The sequence below is a fragment of the Fictibacillus sp. NRS-1165 genome (assembly GCF_050468105.1).
GTDB classification, from domain to species: Bacteria; Bacillota; Bacilli; order Bacillales; family Fictibacillaceae; genus Fictibacillus_C; species Fictibacillus_C terrinigri.
On record NZ_JBDPNU010000039.1, the window covers coordinates 39,591 to 62,210 of the forward strand.

Sequence of the window (22,620 nt, forward strand, 5' to 3'; positions counted from 1 at the left end):
TTTTTTCCGTATATAAAATGCCCTTATTTCCCTGCTTTCAGCCATCGGACCAGAAAGCATGAAAATAAGAGCATACACGTTCGTTCATTACAGCAGAGCACTATCGCAAAATGACCGATTCTGCTCAGTGTTGAGCGAGACTCTCGTTGGTTTCACACTTCCTTGTAGTCCGGCATTTGACGGCTGCCAGGTAGAGACTATCAGACCGATGGATTGAACTGATACTATACAAGGATACTATTTTAGTTTAAGGAATAAAGGTCATTTTAATATATTTACATGCTTTTTACAACGAAGCGGTGAAAAGTTATATTTTAAAAATAATTTGGAATTAATGAAAAACAATCGTCTTATTTTCGTGAACAATCACTCGGTCTTGCAGATGCCAATTTACCGCTCGTGCAAGTACACTTCGCTCAACGGAACGGCCGATTCTTTTCAAATCCTCGGCATTATGATGGTGACTGACCCGCTGCACTCCCTGTTCAATGATCGGACCTTCATCCAGATCATTGGTCACATAATGAGAAGTCGCACCGATCAGCTTTACTCCCCTTGCGTACGCACGTTCATACGGCTTCGCACCGATAAACGCCGGCAAGAAAGAATGATGAATATTGATGATCCGGTTCGGGTGCTGCGATACGAAGTCCGGCGTCAGAATCTGCATGTAACGGGCGAGAATGATCAGTTCGATTTGATTCTCTTCCAAAAGCTGCAGCTGTTTCTTTTCCACTTCTTTACGGATATCCTTATTCGCCGGTATGTAATAGTACGGAATACCGAGCGATTCAACAAACGTTCTGGAATCTTCATGATTGCTGATCACGAGCGCGATTTCTGCGTCAAGTTCCCCGCTCTGGTACTCCCATAAAAGCTCAAGCAGACAGTGCGGTTCTTTTGAAACAAAGACCCCCGTCTTTTTTAGCTGGGACGCCAGTGAGAGGCGCCAGTCCATTTCGAAGTTTTCAGCAATGGCGGCAAAAGCCTCTTTCAGGTTTGAAGCGTTTTCCTCCAAACCTTCATATTCAAACTCAATACGCATAAAAAATGTGCCGCCCTCCGGATCTGTGGAATGTTGATTCGATTCCACAATGTTCGCTCCCTGGCTGTATAAAAATTGTGACACCGCCGCCACAATCCCCGGCTGGTCGGCACAGCTGATCAGCAGCCTTCCTTTGTTTTTGTTTTGTACTGAATGATTCTTTTGCATGCTCTCTATTCTCCTCTTCCTATTTAGTATCTGAGTATACTGGATTATCAGGAAAAAGGGAAATGATGCGAGGGGATTAGTCTTCGAAGGTGAGGTGGTAGGTTCTGCCTCTTTGATTTCCCTCAGTCTCTGTTGAAATAGATTGAAGGATCCGACAGGCCAAAGGATTTGATTGTATCTATAGGAAAGTACAAAAAAAGCGGGCCTGCCCCAATCGGCAGACCCGCTCATCGTTCATGAATTATTCGGCTGTTTCTTTCTTTTTTCCACGTTTCACCTTCATCAAAAACTCGTATACGACTGGCACGATGACAAGTGTCAACAGGGTTGAACTTGTAAGGCCACCAATTACCGTCACTCCGAGACCTTTGGAGATCAAGCCGCCGCCTTCAAAGCCGAGCGCAAGCGGGATAAGAGCTCCAATGGTTGCCAGAGCGGTCATGAGGATCGGACGCAATCGGGTTGCTCCTGCTTCGAGCAGTGAATCACGTGTAGAGTGGCCTTCGTTCTCTTTATGGATCACGCGGTCAATGAGCACGATCGCATTCGTTACAACGATACCGATCAGCATGAGGGCACCAATCATTGCAGAGATGCTTATACTTTCACCGGAAATATAAAGTGCAGCCAGTGCGCCGATCAAAGTAAACGGCAATGAGAACAAGATAGCGAATGGGGCCAATGCTCCGCCGAATGTTACGACGAGTACAAAATAAACGATTGCAACCGCAGCAAGCATCGCAAGACCGAGCTGGCTGAAGGACTCATTGATATCCTCGGTCACTCCGCCCATCTTCACGTCTACACCGTTCGGAAGATCAAGCTTATCGATTTCCTTCTTCACGTCTGCCGATACTTTGTTTACATTTTTGCTGGTGACGTCGCCGCTTACACTCGCATAGATCTTATCGTTTTTGCGCGTTACTGTGTCTGCGGTTTCCCCTTTTTTCACTTTCGCTACGTCACTGATCGCAACTTCTTTTCCAGTCGCGGACTGAAGCTTTTTATCAGTCAGGTCGTTTATGTCTTTGTATATGCTTTTGTCTACTTTGACATAGACGTTAATTTCCTTGCCGTCTTTTTTCAGAGTGGTCAACGCTGATTTATCGCCAGATTCATTCAGTTCCATGCCAATTTGGCTGGCTGTCATTCCAAGCTTGCTCAGCTTCTTCTGGTCTGCGTCAATAGTGTATTCCTGGTACGATTTGGACAGGCTGGAGTCCACATTTCTCAAGGCGTTCTTATCATCCATGATGTTCTGGATCTTCTCAGCTACAGGCTTGATGTCCTTGATGCTGTTTCCATAGACTTGAACATCCAGCTTGTTGCTTCCGCCTGTTGCCCCGAAGTCTTGTGCCTTCCATTCCCCTATGTCCGCTGTTTTCTGCAGATCATCAATGACACGCTTCTGTTCTTTTTCAAAGTTCGGAGTATCTTTGTCGTATTCCATAAAGAACATTGCCTGGTTGCTCGCTGCCGGATTCATCGGATTTTCTCCGCCAACGGAATACTGGATCGTCTTCACATGTTTACGGTCGATCAGTAATTTTTCAGCATTTAGAGATGCTTTTTCCACATCTTTTCTCGTCTGTCCTGGTTCTGGGTTAAACGTTGCGATGACCATTTTCTGATCATCGGACGGCAGGAAGCTCACGCCGATCTTCGGAACCAGGAACAAACTTCCAGCAAGAAGAAGAATGGCCAGGCTGAATGTAACAATTTTATGGTTGAGCGACCAGTTCAGCACTCTATTATATAAGCCTGCAAGTGCACCTGGTTTATCGTGGTCAACTTCCTTCTTGTTCGTTAATCCTTTTTTAAACAAGGAATCGGCAAAAGCCGGAACGACTGTGATGGCCACGATCAATGATGCGACAAGGGCAAAAACAATCGTTAATGCGAACGGCAGGAAGAGTTCTCCGACCGGTCCTTTAACGAGACCGAGCGGCAAGAATACCGCGATGGTCACAATCGTCGAGGACATGATCGGGATGAACATCTCACGGGTCGCGGATGTGATCAGTTCCTTGCCTTTGACTTTCTCGCCTTTCAGTGACATCCGGCGGTAGATGTTCTCGATAACAACGATGGAATCGTCGACTACCCGGCCAATGGCTACTGTCATCGCACCAAGCGTCATAATGTTGAGCGTTATATCCATCTGCTTCAGCGCCAGGATGGCCATTAACAAGGATAACGGAATCGAGATGACTGCAATTACCGTTGAACGGAAATTCCGTAAGAAAAGCAGGATGATAATCACAGCGAACACGCCGCCGATCAATGCTTTGTTCAGCATCGTGCTGACTGATTCTTTGATCGGTGTTGCCTGGTCAAACACGTTAACCGTTGTTAATCCACGGTGATCTTTTTTAATCTGTTTCAATTCTTTATTTACATCGTCTGCTACGTTTACCGTGTTGGAATCCGCAGACTTAACAATCTGAATACCAATCGATTCTTGTCCATTCGTTCTGGAGATCGATTCTGCTTTGCCTACCGTTCTGATCGACGCGATATCTTTTAATTTAACCGTAGGAAGCTCTGTGGCCTGTGCCTGTTGCGGCGCAGAACCAGCTGCTGAAGCTCCTTGTTGTCCAGCACCGGCTGTGCCTCCAGCTTGTGCTGCGCTTTGTCCAGCTGCACCGGCAGGGGCTCCAGGAGTGTTTCCTGCTTGCTGCTGTGCATTGCCAGCTCCTGCTCCTGAAGCAGGGGGAGAAGCTGCTGGAATCTCAAGGTTCTTCAGTTCCTTGATCGTTGTGATCTTACCGTCGACTACGACAGATTTTTCTTTGTCATTAAAATTGTACAAACCGAGCGGCATGGAAGAATTGGCACCCTGAATGAACTGCTCAACAGTGTCCTCTGTCAGCCCTTTTTCCTTTAATTTCTCTTGCTTGAAGTCTAATTCAACTTCCTCCACGTTCTGGCCGGCAACCTGAACGGAGGAAACTCCTTCCACACCTTCAAGTCTCGGTACAACATCATCTTCTACTGCCTTGGTCAGGTCTTTAAGAGATTTATTTTTATCTGACACACTTAGAGATAAAATCGGGAATTCGTTGAAGCTCTGACGGGATACTTTTGGATCATCGACTGAATCAGGAAGACTGATGTTTGCAAGGGCTTCTTGCACTTCTTCCTTGGCTTTTTCCATGTCTTTGTCGAAGTTGTATTCGATTTGGACAGAAGAGATATTTTGATACGAAGAGGAACTTACGGAATCTACGCCCGATAAATTCTTTACCTTCTGTTCAATCGGCACGGTCACCTTGTCCGCTACCTCTTCCGGCGTAGCACCGGGATAAACCGCGGATACGGTGACGACCGGTGTATTGATATTCGGCATCGTTTCCAATTTCATATTTAAACCAGAATACAAGCCGGCTGCAACAACAAGCAGCGTTAAAAGCCATACGGCAAATTTATTCTTCAGACAGAATCTGATGATCGAACTCATTTCTTTCTGCTCCCTCCAAACATATGACTGACCAGTCGGATTGTATTATGATATAAATGAACGGTCATAATAGATATAAATATAATGGACCTTTTCCAGGAATGCAAGGATAAATATCAGCAGCAATTGACGAAAAATTATGTACTTAGGATAATAGAATCAGACATTAACTTGGAGGTAAGGAATGAAACAAAGAAAGATTAAAATTATTGAATCTGCCATTGCCCTTTTTGCGGAAAGAGGCTTTCATTCAACATCCATTCAGGACATTACGGACCATGCCGGGATCTCAAAAGGGGCTTTTTATAATTATTTTTCATCCAAAGAAGAATTGATGATTGCCCTCTTTCACTATTACAACGATAAAATCACCCAAAAAATATCAGAGATCGGAGAACAGGATCTGCCTCCGCGTGAGACCATTAAACGGCAAATGATCGCGTTGTTTACCACTTTTACCGAGCATAAAAATTTTATCATCATGCATTTTCGGGAACAGAATTCGACCATCAATGAAGAAATGCGCAAGCATATGCTGAAAACGCAATATAAATCGATGAAATGGCTGGAAGATAACTTAATTTCCCTGTATGGAGAAGAAATCACCCCACATTTGGGAGATCTGATTTTAATGGCTCAAGGGTTGCAAAACACGTACATTCGCATCTTTATTTTCGATGATGGGCTCCTTCAGCCGGAAGCATTAGCCGATTTCCTGCTTCAAAGGCTTGATGACATCGTTGCCGGTCTTCAGAAATCGAAAGATATAATGATCTCCATGAAGAATTTAGAAAACCTGTTTTCACGCCTTCATATGCATACGGAACAGTCTCTTCAGGACACCATTCATCAGAAGCTTTTAAACATGGGCAAAACGATGGACAAGCTTCCCCTGCCCGCTGAAAAAAGGGACGAACTGAAAAGCGTGATCGAATTTTTGCTAAGTGAGAATGAAAAAACAGACCCGAATAAGATGGTGTTCCAGGGCATGATAGCCAACTTAAAAGGGGTAAAGGAACTGGAGAACGACAGGAAAGACATTGCAAGGATCATGGGAATAGAGCTTCTTTAATTCCAAACCAAAGGGCTGCACTGGTAAAAGCTCAGCATTTTTTAACTTGAAAGGAGCCTCCAAGTGACGCAACAACAATTTATCTATACGTTATAACTGATTCCGCGATTAGCACATGGCCTCTGAATTTTTCCGTTACAGAATTGCATTGTTGAATGAGAACTTTCTAAAGTTGAATCATGGTATAACAAAAAAAGACCTGCCGAATACGGCAGGTCTCATCAATGGCTGAAATCATCGCCTTGATGTCCTAAATTGAGCATTGCCCTTGATTTTTTTGAAAAGCAGCGTTATATTAGTTGACATATCAAATATTGAGGCGTCAAATATTATTTCTTTCATCATTTTTTGAATTCGAAAGAGGAGATATAACATGGATCATTCATGTGCGAGAACCCATATCGCCTATATATTAAGAGAACTTCACAATCAAATCAGTCCGAAGTTTGAGAGATGTACCGGTATCAGCCAATCTCGCCTCGAACTTCTTCAGCATTTATATGAGATGGAAGAAATCAGCCAGTCCTCACTGCAAAAAGCAGTGAACATTGATCCTGCGGCTGTTACCCGACATTTAAAGCAGCTTGAAGCCTCCGGCAAGGTATCAAGGCGTAAAAACCCGAAGGATAACAGGGAAACCCTGGTCGCTCTTACGGATCAGGGCCGCAATGAAATCCTTTCCTATCGAAAAGAAAGAGATCAGTTCGTCTCGAATCTTCTGAAGGGCTTTAAAGAGGAAGAACTGCCTGTCCTTGTTGACATGCTTGAACGTATGCAGCGCAATGCTGATCAAATTGAGGGTTAACCTTCGGACATCTTAGAAAAACAACATTAGAAAGAGGAGAGTTTGCTCATGAATACAACACTGATGAATAACTATAACGAGATCTTAACTGGACGCCGTTCTATTCGGTATTACGATCCATCCGTTAAGATCAGCAAAGAAGAAATGACTGAAATTCTTTCCAAAGCAACATTGGCACCTTCTTCTGTCAACATGCAGCCTTGGCGTTTCCTCGTCATCGAGAGTGATGAAGCGAAAGAAACATTATTGCCTCTTGCACGTTTCAATCAGTCCCAAGTGGAAACTTCTGCTGCCATGATCGCTGTATTTGGCGATTTAAACAACTTTGACAACGGAGAAGAAATCTACAGCAAAGCCGTGGAACTTGGGTTTATGCCTCAAGATGTAAAAGAACAGATGATGGCTAAACTCAGTGGATATTTCTCCACTTTGGATCCTGAGGATAATAAAAATTATGTATTGATCGACGGCGGACTTGTTTCAATGAATCTAATGCTGGCTGCCCGTGCCCATGGCTATGACACTTGCCCAATCGGCGGTTATGAAAAGGATAAAATTGCCGAATCGTTCGGAATGGATAAAGACCGCTACGTTCCTGTTATGCTGATTTCTATCGGAAAAGCAGCCAATCCTGGCTATCCTTCCGTACGATTGCCTGTTGAAAAAGTAGCAGAATGGAAATAAATTGTTAATAACGAAGGGATGAAATCAAAAATGATTATTATTCATGCAAGAAATTTTGTGAATCCAGAAAAAGAAGAGGCATTTGTACAAGAAATTCAGGGGCTGATTTCAGCTTCCAGAGCGGAAAGCGGAAATATGGCATACGACCTGTTCAAAGATACGGAAGAAGAACATGCCTACATGATGGTTGAAGTGTGGGAAGACTTAGAGGCAGTGGATGCTCACAATAAGAGCAAACATTTTACTTCTTTTGTTGCCAAGGCGAGTGATTATCTCAGCCGTCCGATGGAGCTTAAAGTTTTTAATGGTAAACAGATCAAATAATAAAAACATGGGCATTTGTTAGCCCATGTTTTTTATGGTGATGTAAGACCACGACAGCTAGGTAAATCTCGGCCTTTTTCTGGCTTGATCTGACCGTTCATCAGCTTCAACAGCGTGCTTTTGCCAGCTCCGTTCTTTCCGACGATGCCGATACGATCAAACTGATGCACGGTTAGTCTCGGAATATTTAATACTAAGCGATCAAAATAAAAGAGTTCAATATTTTCTAATTCAAGACATACCTTTTCCATTGTTCATTACCTCCAATTCATTTTATAAAGCTATAACTTTCTTTCGATCAGTTATTGACTCCAACTAAAATATCTAAATCGACGGTGATCCCAGAAGAACCTCGATTGATAAAGCCATCATTATGTGCTTTGCCGGAGGTCCAAGCAGGGGAGACATAGTGACACCGTTTCATCATTTTTTTAGACCTTTTTTTCGGAACTATCGAGGAGCATTTTCCGCAGTTTTCTTATGGTATTGGTCATGTTTTCTCTTCCTTTCGAAAATAAAAAATCACAGGCAATCTGCCTGTGATTCAGCGTAAAAGGGAAGAAGACCCAGATTGGTTTAGAGGCTTTGAAGAGCCGATAGCAAATAAGCCTCCTTTTTACTTAACAAAAGAAGGGAAATTAGACATAAATAAAGAAAGGCAGAACGATCCGCCTTTCTAACATTGCATTTATTAAATGAAATGAAGATTATTAAAAAAGGACAGACTGATCCCGTTTACTCTGCATACACAAACAGAGCCTTTGACTATTTAATTACTGGTTCAAAGTTGGGAATCGAAGTCTCATAGAATGTGTCATTTTTCAATAATCCTCCTTATATAACAAAAGTTACTAGTTATTATAGATAGTTCCTTAAATAATGTCAAAGAAAAAATAATAATCCTTTCACTTCTTGTAAACTCTAAAAGAAAAAGCCGCCTGGTTCGCCGCTTTTCTACAAATTTATTTAGGCAGATCTATTTGCCACGAAACTCCGAACCGGTCATTAAGCCAGCCAAATTTTGTACTGAAGCCATAATCGTCTAATGGCATAAGTGCTTGTCCGTCTTCAATGAGTTTCTGATAAAGATGGCCAATCTCCTCTTCAGAATCACAAGCAACATAGATTGAGAACGAAGGGGTAAAGGAAAACTCATGCTTCACATTACTGTCAATGCACAAAAATTCTTGCCCTTTTAAGGAAAAGGAAGCCTTCATGACAGTTCCTTCGTCTCCGTTTTCATTGGCACCGTATCGGACAATACTCGTAATTTCTGAATCCTCAATCAGTGATGTGTAATAATTCATCGCTTCTTCTGCCTTGCCGTTTTGGAACATTAAGAATGGTGTAATCTTCCCCATTATAAACCGACTCCTTAGCATACGATTTGTTTTTTAATCATCGAGCCTCATTATATTCAACCACATGATTAACTATTATTTAATCATTTTTTTAAGATCAACATAGCCTGTTCTAAAAGACAGCCGCCAATGAGATGGCGGATAGCTAAAATTTTATGTTGAAACATCTGTTAGTTGAAGATCCTACTTACAGTTAACTATATTGTTCGTTATTATTGCGGGACCTAATGTTTGAGTATTCGAATTAGAAGGCCGTACCTGAACGTCAGCATTCTTCATTTCAGCAGAAATGAAATCGAATCTTCCAGCCCAAGTCGGACTATCCGTTTCCCGGGTAGGATACAGCCTAAACCTCCAGCTGATTTCTTCTGGTATTGACGCATACCCCTCATAACTATCGTAATTGCCGTAAGAGGATGGTTCAGGGAGGTGAACTGCGAGAATACTTATATTTGTTCTGGCGATCTTCGATGGGGGCAGCTGAACTTTATAGATCAATGCTGCACCCTTGGCATTGATCAATTCATTATCAACTGGTTCTAAAATTAAGCCGCACGGCATTGAAATCGCATTGGCGTGTGATGGATAAATACTATAAGCAGCCATGAGAAAAATAACCAAAACAAATTGTTTCATAAGGCACTCCTTACAACTTCTTTTCGTTAATTTCCCCTTCCTCCGCCAAATTATGATGAATCACCAGAAACCGGCGCTCCAGCTGAAAGCAAAAAATCAGTCAAGAAATTGAATACGTCTCTTTCAAAAACCTTACGGATTGACTGATTAACGCTTTTAAAACATCAACATCAATATCGGCCACTTTATTTATGTACACACACGCTTTACCTGTGGTATGTTTCCCAAAGTCCTTTAACAATTCTTTTCTTCTCGTGTCCCCCGTGGCAAAATACAAACTGATTTTTGCTTTGCGGGGTGAAAAGCCAACTAACGGCGCATCGCCTTCATGACCGGATTCATATTTATAATGATATGAACCAAATCCAATGATACTGGGCCCCCACATCTTCGCTTCATAACCGGTTGTTTCAGTAAAAATATCTAATAACTTATATGCGTCTTCACGCTTTTTAGGGCTTTCCACATTTTCAATGAACTCAACAACACTTCTGTCGGTCTCTTTTGTTTTTTGTTCGTACATCATTTGATCTCTCCTTTTCTTTAAAATGGGGTTAATTCTCACTAAAACTTCTCTATCTATTGCCATTTTCCTTTGATAAATCATCAGGTTTATCGCTTCGTAAATTGCAGAGTTTAAACGCTTTATATCCATCCCTTTTTCATATAAGCAATTGATTATATATTAATTAAAAGAAAGTGCCAAGAGTTCCCCCTTGGCAGTTTCCTTTTACTCTCCCGTTTTAGCAAACGTTGCGATGCGAGCCCCGATTTCATCCCGTACACGTTGGAAGAACTTCCACTTTTCTTCTTCTGTTCCCTGAGCTTTCGCTGGATCGTCAAATCCCCAGTGATCACGTTTCACATGAGGTGGTGTCATTGGGCATTTGTCTGCTGCGTCCCCGCAAAGAGTAACGACGAGGTCTGCATTGTTCAAGATTTCTGGATCAATGATATCAGAAGTCTGCTTTGAGATATCGATGCCTGCTTCTTTCATCGCTTTTACCGCATTTGGGTTAAGACCATGAGCTTCGATTCCAGCACTTTTCACGTCCCATTCGTCACCTAAATGCTTCTTTGCCCATCCCTCAGCCATTTGGCTTCTGCAAGAGTTTCCAGTACATAAGAAGTAAATTGTTTTTATGGCCATTGTGAAACACTCCTTTAAAGAATTAATGAATAATGGTTAACCAAATATAGAGGCCCGTTAGGGTAATGAATAACGTCGGTACTGTCAAGACGATTCCCACTTTGAAGTAATAGCCCCAAGAGATCTTGACGCCTTTTGTGTTTAAGACATGCAGCCAAAGCAATGTCGCCAATGAACCGATTGGTGTCAGCTTTGGTCCTAAGTCCGATCCAATGACGTTCGCATAAATCAAGGCTTCTCTCATGGCTCCTGTCGTGTGGGTGTCAGAGATTGCTAATGCGTCAATCATGACGGTCGGCATGTTATTCATAACCGACGAAATAATCGCAGCGATAAAGCCCATACCGATGGTTCCGATAAACAATCCATGATGTGTCACAGATTGAATGAGATCCGCTAAGAGATTGGTCAATCCTACGTTACGCAGTCCGTACACGACCACATACATTCCGATCGAGAAGAATACGACGGCCCACGGTGCCCCTTTGAGGACGGTTTTCGTTTGAACGGCTGAGCTTTTTCTTGCCGTTTGCAAGAAAACAATCGCAATCACTCCAGCGATAACCGAAACAGGTACTGAGAAGAATTCCCCCACAAAGTAACCCACAAGTAACGCTGCCAATACAAACCAAGACGATTTAAACATCTTCAGATCTTTGATGGCATCCACTGGCCTCTTTAACTGGTTGACGTCATAGGTGTTTGGAATGCTTTTTCTAAAGTAAAGATACAACACCAAAATACTCGCCAGTAAGCTAAAGATATTTGGAATAATCATTCGGCTGGCATAGGTCGAAAAACTAATGCCGAAAAAGTCAGCCGAAACGATGTTTACCAGGTTACTGACCACGAGCGGTAACGATGTAGTATCAGCGATGAATCCACTGGCCATGATGAACGGCAGGATCATCTTGTGTTCGAATTTCAAATTTCGAACCATGGCCAGAACAATTGGCGTTAAAATTAACGCTGCTCCATCGTTGGCGAAAAAAGCGGCAACGACCGCTCCGAGCACCGTCACCAGCAAGAACATCTTGATGCCGTTCCCTTTGGCAAAGCGAGCCATATGAAGGGCGGCCCATTCAAAAAATCCGATCTCATCTAAAATGAGTGAAATAATAATAACAGCAACAAAGGCAAGGGTTGCATTCCAAACAATGCCTGTTACGGCGATCACATCCTGGAAGGAGACCACTTGAAAGATAAGAGCAAGAATCGCTCCTCCACTTGCACTCCATCCGATGTTAAGGCCTCTCGGCTGCCAGATGACAAGCGTCAGTGTGACTAAGAAGATGATGCTGGCAATAATGACTGACCCCACAGAACTGATACCTCCTACTTAATCACAAGAAATTCGCTTTCCCTGTGTTTCTAATTCTTCAATACGATAACGTTGACTCGGTACGCCCTGAATGACTTGTAGGACGTACGGATGATACGGATAGGAGGAGTTGAGTGAATAATAAATCCACTGCCCCTTTCTACGCTCTTTCACCAAACCGCTGTCCCTTAATTTCCGTAAATGCTGGCTAACAGCAGGCTGACTCATTTCAAAGAGATCGACAAATTCACACACGCAGCATTCGTTTTCTGAGAGAATCTTTACCATAGCTAATCTAGTTTTATCGCCTAATAGCTTTAAAATGCTCGCTGCGGTCTCTAATTCCAATGTTTGATTGAATATCATCGATAAACACCTCCTAACAACATCTTTTTACTCCATCATTGTATAAGTATATTCTTATGTATGCAATAATAAACTTTGTTCGCCCTCAATCTGGGATCTTCAACAAACGGACCTTATAGTTGATTAGGACAAGAAGCTGCCAAAATCCAGTCCATGTTTGTAACTTCATTTGTCAGGCATGCTCAACTTTATGTGTGAATTATCCACCTTTTGTAATAGGTTAATATTCATTTGCCCATACAACAGACACGAGATAAACATACACTGAATGATACTTTGGCCAGATGAGAAAGGAGAATTCACCTTTGACAAAATACCGGATCATGACCTTTGATGGAGGCGGCACTTTAGGTGCTTTAAGTTTACAGCTTTTGAACAGACTGGTTCAGCAAAACCCAAAATTAATTAGAAACACCCACGTTTTCGCCGGAAACTCAATCGGTTCATCCCTATTTAGATGAAAAAGCGAGTGATGTGATACTGCGGAGCAGTGGTGCTCCCGCGAATCAACGAGCCTATCAAAACTACGTGGATGGATATGTAGTAGCAGCTAACCCCAGTACAGCCAGTATTTCATTTTGCAGTGGGTAAAGCCAAAGTGCCATTGGATCAAATTGCGGTATTATCCATTGGAACAGGAGAAGCCCCGACTCGGTTAAAAAGAGATACGCACGGGTGGGAAATGGTGAGTGCAGATAACATACGCCCCGAAAATCTGAAGGACCTTCCTCCAAACTGGGGAGTCCTTTTGGACCGATCGCCCAATGAACCCTTACTGCCATTTCTTTCGATTGTCGGCAGCGGATCCGGTTACTATGAGACCATGGTCAGTTCTAACCTTCTGGGAAACCGTTTTTTCCGGTTAAATCCACGGATCCCTAACTTGTCCTATACGGACCCTTCTGTGGTTCCCACTGCCATTGAAATTGCGAACAAAACCAATTTACAGCCTGCCGTTCAATTTTTAGGAGAAAATTGGGGCTGATTGTCCGGATCGGCGCGTATTTGATCCGAAAAATTCTTTCCTAGAATGATATACTCCTTTGGATAACAAAAGGTAAAACAATCCTACACTGGCTAACTTTCCTGCAGGCAGGGGACCTGATCCTTTCCTGCTGGAAGCTAAGGCGGTAAGAGATATAGAACACTAATCAGTTGATAATCTTTTCATAATTTCTGCGTAGAGTTCTTCGAGAGGGCGAGAACTATAGAGTGTTAAAAAAGGACTCTGTGAAATTGCCATTTGATAGGATTGTTCCGCATAAGTACCTGCCATACTTTTATCTTCTTCCGACAGATATGTTTTACACCATTGTAAAAAGTCATTTGTGTATTCACCATTTTCATCCAGCCACATTTGATTAAGAGGAATCCGTTCCATTTCCCTTCTCCTTAATCGTTCCATGCGGACTATATCATCAAGTGAAAGAAAAACCAAAAGGTCACGGTTGCTGAATCCATCAGGGCACCATGAAAAAATTGAACCAGATGCCACATAATTCTTGTTAGTTTTCATGTCGCTTTGATACATTTCAATACGTTTTTCAATTGGGTGATTTTCTGAAAAAAAATCATCTTTCCAAAGATAATGATCTGTATCAATCCACTTAATACTTTCATTTTCACTGATATATTTTGCTAAAGTGCTTTTGCCAGTTCCTGAGCCACCAATGATTTGGATTTTCACCTAAATCCCCCCTGTTTAAAGCCATTCTATCTTACTTTCTAAACTAAAGTCATTCGTTAATCTAGATTAAATTCCACCGTATGATGAACAGCGATAGAGAGGGACAAAAAGAACTAACCCTAAAAAAAGACCCTCCTATTCAGAGGGTCTCTCTTTATTCGTCTCAACAGCAAGAACTGTTTGTAATTTCAATCTTTTGGGTCTGCGGTGCACAACATGCTGAATCTTCGGTTTGCATGCTCTCTACATCACTCTTCGTGTAAAAGAATTCCCATTCATTCCCGTTCGGGTCCGTCACCCAAAATTTGTCCTGAGTGGCGTAACAGCAAGAAACATCCATTTCTTCTCGAGCAAAGAACCCTAACTTCTCTAAGCGGTCCTTGTGTTTTAGCACCTCTTCCACGTTTTCCACTTGGAAACCAAAATGACCAACCTGATTACCAGAGACTTCGTTTTTAAGGTTTAACGTAAAGTTAAGGCGTGGATCCTCGAGTAAGAACTTTGCATAGTGATCTTTCACTTTTACAGGTTCAGAATCAAATACTTGAGAGTAAAACTCAATAGATCTTTCTAAGTCCGTGACATTAATACCTACATGCATTTTCATCATAAAACCTCCATCTACGTTTATTTATGCTGCATGTTGCATCTTTGGATTCTTCCTTAACTTCCTTGATCTCGACCTTACAGCATTCTGTGCTTTTAGAGCTCTTGCCCGTTAATTTCTTAAACAAGTTTATTTCACTTCCTCCTTTATTAATCAATTTTTTTTGATTTAACTACAGTATATTAGCAGTTTTTGCTAATAGCAATATTTTTTATCAAAAAAATTTGATTTTTTTATCAAAAATTTTTGATGAATTAGTTGACAGATGAAAATATTGGATATACTATAAGTACATCAAGAAAGTTTGATATTCAATCGAGGTGAAAGACGTGCAAAAAGAAATCCCACTTACTGACGTTTCCAGTGAAAAGGCAGTAGATCCTTCAAATGATAAAGAATTTGAGCTGTATGAAAGCAAGTTCAAAGCGCTGGCCGACAAAAAGCGGTTACAGATTATGAACATCCTTACCCAAAAAGGAAGCATGTGTGTTTGTGATCTTGCTCCAATGATGAACATGACGCAATCAAAATTATCGTATCACTTAAAGATCTTATGGGATGCCAACATCCTTACCAAAGAAACGAGAGGCACTTGGAGCTACTACGACATCAACACTGAAGAAATCAATCATTTGTTGTCCCACGAGCTCTGTTGCATCTTTAAACCGAGCTGTTGTTAAATTTTTCGTTAATTAATCAATTTTTTTTGGTTAATATATCAAGATAATTTGATCAATTCAAAGGAGGAAGTTGTATGTTTCATGAGTATGCGGTTTACCAATGGATGAAAGCTCGTCAGGAAAAGGTCGAAAGGCACACACGCAACGCTTGGATGCATCAGCAGGTTCCAAAAAGTAAAAGTGAAACAAGAAACAAGGGTCTAACCGCATCGCCTGTGGAAGCATGCTGCAGCTGTGCGTGCTCATAAGGAAGTATAAAAGATTTGGATTGAGTCATTAAAATCATTTGTTGCCATCGCTTTACAATAAAAAGACCGCTTAGGAAAACCTAAGCGGTCTTTGCTTGATGATCATGCTGCATGAATAATATCCAAAACTTAAACCTTAAGCATAATTTGTCTAACAAAAAACTAAAGCATAAAAATAAAAAAACCACCAAATATATGTATGGTGGAGACGGTGGGAGTCGAACCCACGTCCAAAGATAACGGCACTTAAGCTTCTACGAGTATAGTCGATACATTGGCGATTCGCGGCTTCATTTGCCTATCGACAGGCGTTTGGAGCGCTAGCCTGATTGTGCTCTTCCTTCGTCCTCAGGCGGAGGACAGCCGGCGTAGCCCACTAAGAGTGAGACCCTTACCCTACCACATGGGCGATGGAGGGAGGATCAGCTAAAGTGCTATTACGCAGCTAAAGCTAGGTTGTTGTTAGTTTTGCCAGTTATAGGCGTTGGCGTTTTAACGAGGCCGACCCCCTCGACTCGCAACTTAAGCTCGAACTACCCCTGTCGAATCCGTAACGTCCCCATGGAATGTCCCGGGGTGAATCTACGGGAAAAGTTAAAGCTGCTGCAGTGTATTCAATTGTCAGCAACAATGCCATTATAGCATTTTTACGGTGTTTATTCAACCGGACAAGCTCTCCAGTTTATGCCTTTTGGCGGTCTCTGAAGGCCCGTTCGATCTCGCGTTTCGCGTCTTTCTTCTTCAAATCTTGGCGTTTGTCATAGTTCTTCTTACCTTTCGCGAGGCCGATCAGAACTTTGGCGAAGCCGTTCTTTAAATAAAGCTTCAATGGAACGATGGAATACCCTTGCTCTTTTGTTGAACCTAGCAGACGGTTGATCTCTTTCCGATGAAGAAGCAGCTTGCGCGTTCTCAGCGGATCATGGTTGTATCGGTTGCCTTGTTCATACGGGCTGACGTGCATGTTGTGAAGAAACAACTCCCCATTTTGCACGCGGGCGAATGAATCCTTTAGATTGATCCGGCCAGCTCGAATGGCTTTAATTTCTGTTCCCTGGAGGACGATTCCAGCCTCAAAGGTTTCTTCTATATGATAATCATGCCGCGCTTTTTTATTTTGTGCGACAAGTTTTCCTTCTCCTTTTGGCATATGTTCCTGACCTCCCCAAAACAGTGCGAACCTAATTATACTAAATTGGTCAGGAAACGTCAATGTAACAGGACTTCATCACAAAAACGTTCCCCGTACGATTCTTTATCTCTTTTTGTTCTTCTTTTTCTTTTTCGTGATGTTCCCTTTATAGAACGGCTTTTTCTTGCCTTTCTTTGAGCCGCCGTTATCTCCGCGTTCGTTTTCCGGACGGCGTGTTTTTCGTTTGCGTGCACCGCCTTCGATCACTTTCGGACGGTCTTTCCCTCGTTTTCTTGGTGTGCCCTTCATGCCTACGATTTCAAAATCGATCGCACGTTCTTCCAGGTTGACATTAATCACGCGAACTGAAATCTCATCACCGATTCTGAACACATTCCCCGTGCGTTCTCCGATCATGGCCATATGCTTTTCATCGTAACGGTAATAATCATCCGCCAGATAGCTCACATGCACGAGGCCTTCAATCGTATTAGGAAGTTCTACAAAAAGGCCAAAATTGGTGACGGAGCTGATCACACCATCATATTCTTCACCGATCTTATCCTGCATGAACTCTGCTTTTTTCAGATCATCGGTCTCACGTTCCGCGTCCACGGCACGGCGCTCCATGTCTGAGGCATGTTTTGCGATCTTCTCAAGCTTGGCGGTCCATTTCGCTGTGGTTGCCGGATCTGTTTTTTTATGAATAAGATACGTTCGGATCAGACGATGAACGATCAAGTCCGGATAACGGCGGATCGGCGATGTAAAGTGCGTATAGAACTCAGTTGCCAAGCCATAGTGGCCGAGACTTTCCGGGTAGTATTTTGCCTGTTTCATGGAACGCAGCATAATTTTGCTGATCACCATTTCTTCCGGCTCGCCTTTAACTTCCTCGAGAAGTTTTTGAAGAGCAAGCGGATGGACCTCCGTTACCGCATCCTTTAATACGTAGCCGAACAGAGCGATGAACTCCAAGAAACGAGAAAGCTTTTCTGCATCAGGGTCTTCATGGATCCGGTACATGAACGGCAATTCTGCTTTATGGAAATGCTGAGCAACGGTTTCGTTCGCACAAAGCATGAATTCTTCAATCAGACGTTCTGCGACAGAACGTTCTCTGAGAACAACATCCTGTGGTTCGCTGTTTTCGTTGACCAGTACTTTGGCTTCAGCAAAGTCAAAGTCTATGGCTCCTCTCTTGAACCTGCGCTCTCGAAGAATTTCAGCCAGCTCACCCATTCCTTTGAAAAACGGAATGAGCGGCTCATAGCGTTTTAATACTTCTTCATCCTCTTCCTGCAGGATTTTGCGAACGTTTGTGTACGTCATACGTTCAACGGTTCGGATGACACTTGGGAAGATTTCATGCTTGATAACCTCACCTTTTGGCGTGATCTCCATTTCACAGGACAACGTTAAGCGATCCACCCGCGGGTTCAAGGAACAGATTCCGTTGGACAATCGATGCGGAATCATCGGAATCACACGGTCTACCAAGTACACGCTCGTTCCCCTTTCGAGTGCTTCTTCATCAATCGGAGAGCCTTCTGTCACATAGTGGCTCACATCAGCGATATGTACACCGAGCTTGTAGTTTCCGTTATCGAGTTTGATCACGTTGACGGCATCATCCAGGTCTTTCGCGTCTTCGCCATCAATCGTAACGATGGTTTCCCCGCGAAGGTCACGGCGTCCTTCAATGTCAGCCGGATCAATCGTATCCGGGACATTGTTCGCCTGTTCTAGTGCAGCTTCAGGAAATTCACGAGGCAGGCTGTGCTTGAAAATGACGGAAAGAATGTCCACACCAGGATCATTTTTATGGCCGAGAATGTGAATGACTTCTCCCTCTGCACTGTTTCTTCCCTCTGGATATTTCGTAATTTTCACTACGACCTTATGACCGTCAACCGCCCCATTGACACCCTCTGCCGGAATGAAAATATCGTTTGGAATCCGTTTATCATCTGCAATGACAAATCCAAAACTGCGGCTTTCTTGAAAGGTCCCAACCGTTTCTGTAACACCGCGTTCAAGAATCCGGATAATTGTACCTTCCGGATGTGATCCTTTTGAATTCGTATTTAATCGAACAAGTACGACATCATTGTTCATCGCACTTCCCATTTCGGATTGGGAGACATAAACGTCTTTCCCATCCCCTGTTTCCGGAATAACAAAGGCAAACCCTTTCGCATGAGCCTGTACCTTTCCACGGACAAGATTCATTTTATCCGGCAGACCGTATCGGTTCGTCCTCGTTCTGACAACCAGGCCTTCTTCTTCCATTTCATTCAGCGTGCGGACGAGAATTTTAAATTCATCCACTTCTTTGAGGTCATACGCCTCCTCCAATTCCTGAACAGTGAGCGGTTTATAGGCTTCTTCTTTCATAAATGCAAGCAATTGCTGTTTATCCACTACATTTCCTCCTTTAAGGCCATAATGAAGACTCATTTCAGCAGTCATTCCGCCTATTCCAGGACCAATCGAGCTTCTCCAAGAAATGGAACACATCTTGGTGAAGCTGTTCCTTTTCTTTTCCTAGTGTGATCACATGGGTCGAATGTTCATACCATTTTAAGTCTTTCATATCGCTTTCTACTTCGTTGTAAATGATATTCGCAGATTCTGTATTAATCATCTCATCATGTCTAGCCTGTACCACAAAGGCAGGTGCGTATACCATGTCAATGGAATTTCTTACTTCCCCGAGCAAATCCTGCAGCGCCTTAAGTGTCTTCATCGGCGTGCTTTTGAACGCTTCCATCTCCCGGTCGATCTGTTCCTCTGTTTTATTCTCCCTGCTTTTGTATTCTCGAGCGTAGGCAAGGACCCCTTTATACATCGTTTCCTCACTTTTAATGTGCATAGGAGCACACATTGGAATGACACCCTTTACAGGCTGCTCTGTCGCCAGCTTTAACGAAAAAACGCCTCCAAGCGACAATCCGCAAACGGCAATTTCCTCATAACCGTTCTCTTTCAGATGATTAAACCCTCTCATCACATCGCTCCACCAGTCAGAGGGTCCAGTATGTACGAGTTCTTCAGGCGGGACACCGTGGCCTTTATATTGCGGTGCATGGCATGTATAGCCCTTTTTTTGCAAGTAGCGGCCGAGCATCCGGACATCCGCCGAACTGCCAGTGAATCCATGTAATAATAATACCGCCCGCTTTCCGGCTTCAAACATAAATGGTTTAGGTGCTGTAAATTTGATCATGATGCATTCTCTCCCTTATTACGATTGTTCCATTAAAAATTGAAAGACTTCCTCAATCAGCTGATCCTGCTCACAATCATGGCAGATCATATGCTTGGACGCTTTCAAGTAACAAAGTTTCTTTTTCTGAGCAGGAATGGTCTTATACAGGTATTCCGCGCTCTTTTTCGGCACAAGGCCATCACTCTCGCCTTGAACGATTAATGTTGGCGCCTGAACCTTTTCAAAGGCCGGCCTTAACTTGTTGACCAGCCTTCGAAATTCAAGTGTGGCACTCAGAGGTGTATCCATAAACTTTTTCCGGTACCGCTGATAGAGCTCATGGTCTTTTAAGTTCCCTCGCAGCCCCAGTTTGACCATCTCTTTTATGTCTTTTACCATTTGAGAAGGATTCATATAATAGGCACTTGCACTTAGAAGGATCAGTTTGTCGCAGCCATACTTTGAAGCGAGATATCCCCCGATCATGCCGCCCATGGAAAAGCCGAGTATATATACGGTGTCGCTTTTTTTTCTCAGCTGCAGAAAAGCGCGCTCTGCTTCATCGATCCAAAGCTGATGGTCAATGCCTCTCAGCTGCAGCTGCTCCCCGTGCCCCGGATAGGTGGGAACAGACAGCAGCCAGTCGGTATGTTCCCGCAGATAATCCGTTACTGGCTGGACTTCGTAGGGACTGCCGGTAAATCCATGCAAACATAGACAGCCAATCATATTATCACCTTTTTTCCAGTAAGTTACCCTTTTATGCACGTAAAAAATCATACCATACCGCTGCTGGAAAAAGCTCGATTCAGGGTGGCTGAAAAAATAAAAACAGCAAGTGAAAATTCACCTGCTGTTAAGGTATCATTAAATAAAATAAGCTACGGCAATCGCCAAAAGGAAGAACAAAGTAGCTAAAATTACAGTCATCTTGCTCAGCACGGCTTCCATTCCGCGGGCTTTTTGTTTTCCGAATAATTGTTCCGCTCCCCCGGTAATCGCTCCGGATAATCCTGCCGAACGGCCAGATTGAAGAACGACAACTACGATCAGGGCGATTGAAACGATCACCAATAAAATTGTTGCAGCTGTTTCCATTTGTCACACCTCCACGGACAACATTACACTTATCTTTAATGTACCATACGAGTTGTTCTGTAGGCAATGTGTTCCAGCTATTTTATCCATGGCAGCGTAAAGAGTTTTAGGGAATAGTCTAAAATACGATCAGAAGGGGGCCAGGCTCATGTTTGAGCTAACAAAAATTGTCTATAAAGATATCCTTCGGTTTGATGAATTAACCATTGAAAAGGGTAAGGTGAGTATCCTTACCGGTGAAAGCGGCAGCGGAAAAACGACCCTTTTAAAATTGTTAAACCACATGATCACGCCGGATGAAGGAACCGTCCTTTACAAAGGAGAGGATGTAAAGGCTCTGAATCCAGTGCTTCACCGCAGAAATGTAGTCATGCTACAGCAGATGCCTGCCATTTTTCCGGGAACGGTAAAAGATAATCTAATAGCAGGGCTCGCTTTTTCTGAAAAAACCGTACCCGCAGATGCTGAACTGGAGGAAGCCTTACATACGGTATATCTAAAAAAGCCTTTGGAAACAAAAGCCGGTGGTCTTTCTGGAGGAGAAAAGCAGCGGCTTGCACTCGCACGCGTGCTTTTAATGGATGCAGAAGCCTATCTCCTGGATGAGCCTTCTTCAGCCCTGGATGACGAAACAGCCGATGAGGTGATTTCTTCCTTTCTGAACAAAGCGAAAAAAAAGCATAAAACGGTTGTCATGGTCACACACTCCAAGCGGATCGCTGCGCATTATGCGGATGTCAATATCCTGCTCAAAAAGATCAATCAAAAGAAAAGAGGCCAAAGCAATGAAGGATAAAATCATTGATATCACATTATGGCAGCTTCTTTCTGCCTACCTGTTCATTGTCATCTTAACCGTTATTGTAAAGTGGAGAGGAATAGCGAGGGAAAAAGAAATCGTCATCGGAACGCTGCGGATGACGATCCAGCTGGTGCTGGCAGGTTACGTATTAACTTATTTATTTAAACACCCGCACCCCGTATTAACGGTTCTGATACTTGCTCTTATGGAAGCCTTTGCCGTTTATAACGTGTTTAAAAGGATCAAACACGAGCTGTCCGCTGAGTTAAGAAAAGTTGTGGCCGTTTCCATGATCGCCGGAACTCTCATCAGCCTTCTGCTTTTCAACTATGTAGTCATTCAGTTTACTCCGTGGTACGAACCGCGTTATGTCATTCCGATCGCAGGAATGATCATAGGCAACGCCATGACAGGCGTCTCGCTCGGTGTGAATCATCTCGTGGAGGGAATGGAGAAACAAAAAGATCTCATAGAGGCGGCTCTCATGCTTGGCGCTTCTCCAAAAGCAGCTTCAAAAGAGCTCGTGGACCGGGCATTTGATTCTGCTATTCTGCCCACGATCAACTCGATGGTCGGCATGGGAATCGTGTTCCTGCCTGGAATGATGACCGGGCAGATTTTGTCCGGAATCTCTCCGGTCACCGCGATCGAATACCAGATTGCCATCATGCTTGGAATCGCAGGCTCTGTTGCTTTCAGTGTCATCATCTTCGCCCAGTACGGATACCGCACGTTTTTTAATGAACGGGCACAATTGAAATAA

24 protein-coding genes, 1 other RNA gene, 2 pseudogenes and 1 riboswitch are annotated in these 22,620 nt (G+C 43.2%); of the genes and pseudogenes, 9 read left to right on the top strand and 18 right to left on the bottom strand.

Annotated features, from left to right (window positions below; genetic code table 11):
- Nucleotides 1-145 precede the first annotated feature (145 nt).
- Nucleotides 146-252: riboswitch (purine riboswitch) on the bottom strand.
- Between the two features lie 79 nt (nt 253-331).
- A complete protein-coding gene (purU, locus tag ABHN01_RS17225) occupies nt 332-1,213 on the bottom strand; it encodes a formyltetrahydrofolate deformylase (protein ID WP_429876542.1) in 882 nt (293 codons plus the stop codon).
- A 241-nt stretch (nt 1,214-1,454) separates the two neighbouring features.
- Nucleotides 1,455-4,673, bottom strand: a complete 3,219-nt coding sequence (locus tag ABHN01_RS17230; RefSeq protein WP_429876543.1) for an efflux RND transporter permease subunit — start codon at nt 4,671-4,673, stop codon at nt 1,455-1,457.
- 184 nt (nt 4,674-4,857) lie between these two features.
- On the opposite strand from ABHN01_RS17230, the gene ABHN01_RS17235 reads away from it, so the two are divergent.
- The 4 genes from ABHN01_RS17235 to ABHN01_RS17250 all read left to right on the top strand — a co-directional run bounded on the left by ABHN01_RS17235 (nt 4,858) and on the right by ABHN01_RS17250 (nt 7,558).
- Nucleotides 4,858-5,745, top strand: coding sequence for a TetR/AcrR family transcriptional regulator (locus tag ABHN01_RS17235; RefSeq protein ID WP_429876544.1), 888 nt, complete (start codon nt 4,858-4,860; stop codon nt 5,743-5,745).
- 373 nt (nt 5,746-6,118) lie between these two features.
- Entirely contained in the window at nt 6,119-6,550 is a 432-nt protein-coding gene (locus ABHN01_RS17240; protein ID WP_429876545.1) for a MarR family winged helix-turn-helix transcriptional regulator, read from the top strand.
- A 48-nt stretch (nt 6,551-6,598) separates the two neighbouring features.
- Nucleotides 6,599-7,234: a nitroreductase family protein gene (locus ABHN01_RS17245; RefSeq protein ID WP_429876546.1), complete on the top strand. Its 636-nt coding sequence runs from the start codon at nt 6,599-6,601 to the stop codon at nt 7,232-7,234.
- Nucleotides 7,235-7,264: 30 nt separating this feature from the next.
- Nucleotides 7,265-7,558 (top strand): putative quinol monooxygenase, encoded by a 294-nt coding sequence (locus tag ABHN01_RS17250; RefSeq protein ID WP_429876547.1) that lies wholly within the window; start codon nt 7,265-7,267, stop codon nt 7,556-7,558.
- A gap of 71 nt (nt 7,559-7,629) precedes the next feature.
- On the opposite strand, the pseudogene ABHN01_RS17255 reads toward ABHN01_RS17250, so the two are convergent.
- The 8 genes and pseudogenes from ABHN01_RS17255 to ABHN01_RS17290 form a co-directional block, all read right to left on the bottom strand.
- Nucleotides 7,630-7,809: pseudogene (locus tag ABHN01_RS17255) on the bottom strand (ATP-binding cassette domain-containing protein); the annotation flags it as partial.
- A 522-nt stretch (nt 7,810-8,331) separates the two neighbouring features.
- Nucleotides 8,332-8,376 carry an erythromycin resistance leader peptide gene (locus tag ABHN01_RS17260; RefSeq protein ID WP_105980607.1) on the bottom strand — a complete coding sequence of 15 codons (45 nt, stop codon included), beginning with the start codon at nt 8,374-8,376 and terminating at the stop codon, nt 8,332-8,334.
- A 144-nt stretch (nt 8,377-8,520) separates the two neighbouring features.
- Nucleotides 8,521-8,919 (bottom strand): VOC family protein, encoded by a 399-nt coding sequence (locus ABHN01_RS17265; protein ID WP_429876548.1) that lies wholly within the window; start codon nt 8,917-8,919, stop codon nt 8,521-8,523.
- A 183-nt stretch (nt 8,920-9,102) separates the two neighbouring features.
- Entirely contained in the window at nt 9,103-9,555 is a 453-nt protein-coding gene (locus tag ABHN01_RS17270) for a hypothetical protein (RefSeq protein ID WP_429876549.1), read from the bottom strand.
- A gap of 100 nt (nt 9,556-9,655) precedes the next feature.
- Entirely contained in the window at nt 9,656-10,078 is a 423-nt protein-coding gene (locus ABHN01_RS17275) for a DUF1801 domain-containing protein (protein ID WP_429876582.1), read from the bottom strand.
- Nucleotides 10,079-10,285: 207 nt separating this feature from the next.
- On the bottom strand, nt 10,286-10,705 hold the full coding sequence (gene arsC / locus ABHN01_RS17280) for an arsenate reductase (thioredoxin) (RefSeq protein ID WP_290398307.1): 420 nt from the start codon (nt 10,703-10,705) through the stop codon (nt 10,286-10,288).
- 22 nt (nt 10,706-10,727) lie between these two features.
- Nucleotides 10,728-12,026: an arsenic transporter gene (locus tag ABHN01_RS17285; RefSeq protein ID WP_429876550.1), complete on the bottom strand. Its 1,299-nt coding sequence runs from the start codon at nt 12,024-12,026 to the stop codon at nt 10,728-10,730.
- Between the two features lie 18 nt (nt 12,027-12,044).
- Entirely contained in the window at nt 12,045-12,392 is a 348-nt protein-coding gene (locus ABHN01_RS17290; protein ID WP_429876551.1) for an ArsR/SmtB family transcription factor, read from the bottom strand.
- 305 nt (nt 12,393-12,697) lie between these two features.
- On the opposite strand from ABHN01_RS17290, the pseudogene ABHN01_RS17295 reads away from it, so the two are divergent.
- A pseudogene (locus ABHN01_RS17295) lies at nt 12,698-13,377 on the top strand (protein teg).
- 162 nt (nt 13,378-13,539) lie between these two features.
- Here the strand turns inward: ABHN01_RS17295 and ABHN01_RS17300 are convergent.
- Both ABHN01_RS17300 and ABHN01_RS17305 read right to left on the bottom strand, forming a co-directional pair.
- Nucleotides 13,540-14,079, bottom strand: a complete 540-nt coding sequence (locus ABHN01_RS17300; protein WP_429876552.1) for an AAA family ATPase — start codon at nt 14,077-14,079, stop codon at nt 13,540-13,542.
- Between the two features lie 163 nt (nt 14,080-14,242).
- The gene (locus tag ABHN01_RS17305) at nt 14,243-14,689 is read right to left on the bottom strand and encodes an ArsI/CadI family heavy metal resistance metalloenzyme (protein WP_429876553.1); all 447 of its coding nucleotides are present in this window, start codon (nt 14,687-14,689) and stop codon (nt 14,243-14,245) included.
- A gap of 338 nt (nt 14,690-15,027) precedes the next feature.
- Between ABHN01_RS17305 and ABHN01_RS17310 the strand changes: the two genes are divergently transcribed.
- Nucleotides 15,028-15,366, top strand: coding sequence for an ArsR/SmtB family transcription factor (locus ABHN01_RS17310; RefSeq protein ID WP_429876583.1), 339 nt, complete (start codon nt 15,028-15,030; stop codon nt 15,364-15,366).
- A gap of 74 nt (nt 15,367-15,440) precedes the next feature.
- Nucleotides 15,441-15,614 carry a hypothetical protein gene (locus tag ABHN01_RS17315; RefSeq protein ID WP_429876554.1) on the top strand — a complete coding sequence of 58 codons (174 nt, stop codon included), beginning with the start codon at nt 15,441-15,443 and terminating at the stop codon, nt 15,612-15,614.
- A 200-nt stretch (nt 15,615-15,814) separates the two neighbouring features.
- On the opposite strand, the gene ssrA is transcribed toward ABHN01_RS17315, so the two are convergent.
- From ssrA to secG, 6 genes are all read right to left on the bottom strand, one after another.
- Nucleotides 15,815-16,175: a transfer-messenger RNA gene (gene ssrA, locus ABHN01_RS17320) on the bottom strand.
- Nucleotides 16,176-16,296: 121 nt separating this feature from the next.
- Nucleotides 16,297-16,764, bottom strand: coding sequence for an SsrA-binding protein SmpB (gene smpB, locus ABHN01_RS17325; protein WP_290398301.1), 468 nt, complete (start codon nt 16,762-16,764; stop codon nt 16,297-16,299).
- 105 nt (nt 16,765-16,869) lie between these two features.
- A complete protein-coding gene (rnr, locus tag ABHN01_RS17330; RefSeq protein ID WP_429876584.1) occupies nt 16,870-19,206 on the bottom strand; it encodes a ribonuclease R in 2,337 nt (778 codons plus the stop codon).
- Between the two features lies 1 nt (nt 19,207).
- Nucleotides 19,208-19,975: an alpha/beta hydrolase gene (locus ABHN01_RS17335; RefSeq protein WP_429876555.1), complete on the bottom strand. Its 768-nt coding sequence runs from the start codon at nt 19,973-19,975 to the stop codon at nt 19,208-19,210.
- Nucleotides 19,976-19,993: 18 nt separating this feature from the next.
- The gene (locus tag ABHN01_RS17340) at nt 19,994-20,686 is read right to left on the bottom strand and encodes an alpha/beta hydrolase (protein ID WP_429876556.1); all 693 of its coding nucleotides are present in this window, start codon (nt 20,684-20,686) and stop codon (nt 19,994-19,996) included.
- A 138-nt stretch (nt 20,687-20,824) separates the two neighbouring features.
- Nucleotides 20,825-21,055 carry a preprotein translocase subunit SecG gene (gene secG, locus ABHN01_RS17345; protein WP_290398298.1) on the bottom strand — a complete coding sequence of 77 codons (231 nt, stop codon included), beginning with the start codon at nt 21,053-21,055 and terminating at the stop codon, nt 20,825-20,827.
- 148 nt (nt 21,056-21,203) lie between these two features.
- Between secG and ABHN01_RS17350 the strand changes: the two genes are divergently transcribed.
- Nucleotides 21,204-21,851 (top strand): ABC transporter ATP-binding protein, encoded by a 648-nt coding sequence (locus ABHN01_RS17350; protein ID WP_429876557.1) that lies wholly within the window; start codon nt 21,204-21,206, stop codon nt 21,849-21,851.
- Nucleotides 21,841-22,620 (top strand): ABC transporter permease, encoded by a 780-nt coding sequence (locus tag ABHN01_RS17355; protein WP_429876558.1) that lies wholly within the window; start codon nt 21,841-21,843, stop codon nt 22,618-22,620. Before ABHN01_RS17350 ends, ABHN01_RS17355 begins: the two co-directional genes overlap by 11 nt.

Bases quoted from the DNA above. Each gene is read 5' to 3' on its own strand.
- ABHN01_RS17340 (WP_429876556.1), bottom strand. From the start codon at position 20,686: ATGATTGGCTGTCTATGTTTGCATGGATTTACCGGCAGTCCCTACGAA.
- ABHN01_RS17265 (WP_429876548.1), bottom strand. From the start codon at position 8,919: ATGGGGAAGATTACACCATTCTTAATGTTCCAAAACGGCAAGGCAGAA.
- ABHN01_RS17290 (WP_429876551.1), bottom strand. From the start codon at position 12,392: ATGATATTCAATCAAACATTGGAATTAGAGACCGCAGCGAGCATTTTA.
- ABHN01_RS17240 (WP_429876545.1), top strand. From the start codon at position 6,119: ATGGATCATTCATGTGCGAGAACCCATATCGCCTATATATTAAGAGAA.
- ABHN01_RS17235 (WP_429876544.1), top strand. From the start codon at position 4,858: ATGAAACAAAGAAAGATTAAAATTATTGAATCTGCCATTGCCCTTTTT.
- ABHN01_RS17230 (WP_429876543.1), bottom strand. From the start codon at position 4,673: ATGAGTTCGATCATCAGATTCTGTCTGAAGAATAAATTTGCCGTATGG.
- rnr (WP_429876584.1), bottom strand. From the start codon at position 19,206: ATGAGTCTTCATTATGGCCTTAAAGGAGGAAATGTAGTGGATAAACAG.
- ABHN01_RS17245 (WP_429876546.1), top strand. From the start codon at position 6,599: ATGAATACAACACTGATGAATAACTATAACGAGATCTTAACTGGACGC.
- purU (WP_429876542.1), bottom strand. From the start codon at position 1,213: ATGCAAAAGAATCATTCAGTACAAAACAAAAACAAAGGAAGGCTGCTG.
- smpB (WP_290398301.1), bottom strand. From the start codon at position 16,764: ATGCCAAAAGGAGAAGGAAAACTTGTCGCACAAAATAAAAAAGCGCGG.
- ABHN01_RS17350 (WP_429876557.1), top strand. From the start codon at position 21,204: ATGTTTGAGCTAACAAAAATTGTCTATAAAGATATCCTTCGGTTTGAT.
- ABHN01_RS17335 (WP_429876555.1), bottom strand. From the start codon at position 19,975: ATGATCAAATTTACAGCACCTAAACCATTTATGTTTGAAGCCGGAAAG.
- arsC (WP_290398307.1), bottom strand. From the start codon at position 10,705: ATGGCCATAAAAACAATTTACTTCTTATGTACTGGAAACTCTTGCAGA.
- ABHN01_RS17275 (WP_429876582.1), bottom strand. From the start codon at position 10,078: ATGTACGAACAAAAAACAAAAGAGACCGACAGAAGTGTTGTTGAGTTC.
- secG (WP_290398298.1), bottom strand. From the start codon at position 21,055: ATGGAAACAGCTGCAACAATTTTATTGGTGATCGTTTCAATCGCCCTG.
- ABHN01_RS17250 (WP_429876547.1), top strand. From the start codon at position 7,265: ATGATTATTATTCATGCAAGAAATTTTGTGAATCCAGAAAAAGAAGAG.
- ABHN01_RS17305 (WP_429876553.1), bottom strand. From the start codon at position 14,689: ATGATGAAAATGCATGTAGGTATTAATGTCACGGACTTAGAAAGATCT.
- ABHN01_RS17270 (WP_429876549.1), bottom strand. From the start codon at position 9,555: ATGAAACAATTTGTTTTGGTTATTTTTCTCATGGCTGCTTATAGTATT.
- ABHN01_RS17315 (WP_429876554.1), top strand. From the start codon at position 15,441: ATGTTTCATGAGTATGCGGTTTACCAATGGATGAAAGCTCGTCAGGAA.
- ABHN01_RS17355 (WP_429876558.1), top strand. From the start codon at position 21,841: ATGAAGGATAAAATCATTGATATCACATTATGGCAGCTTCTTTCTGCC.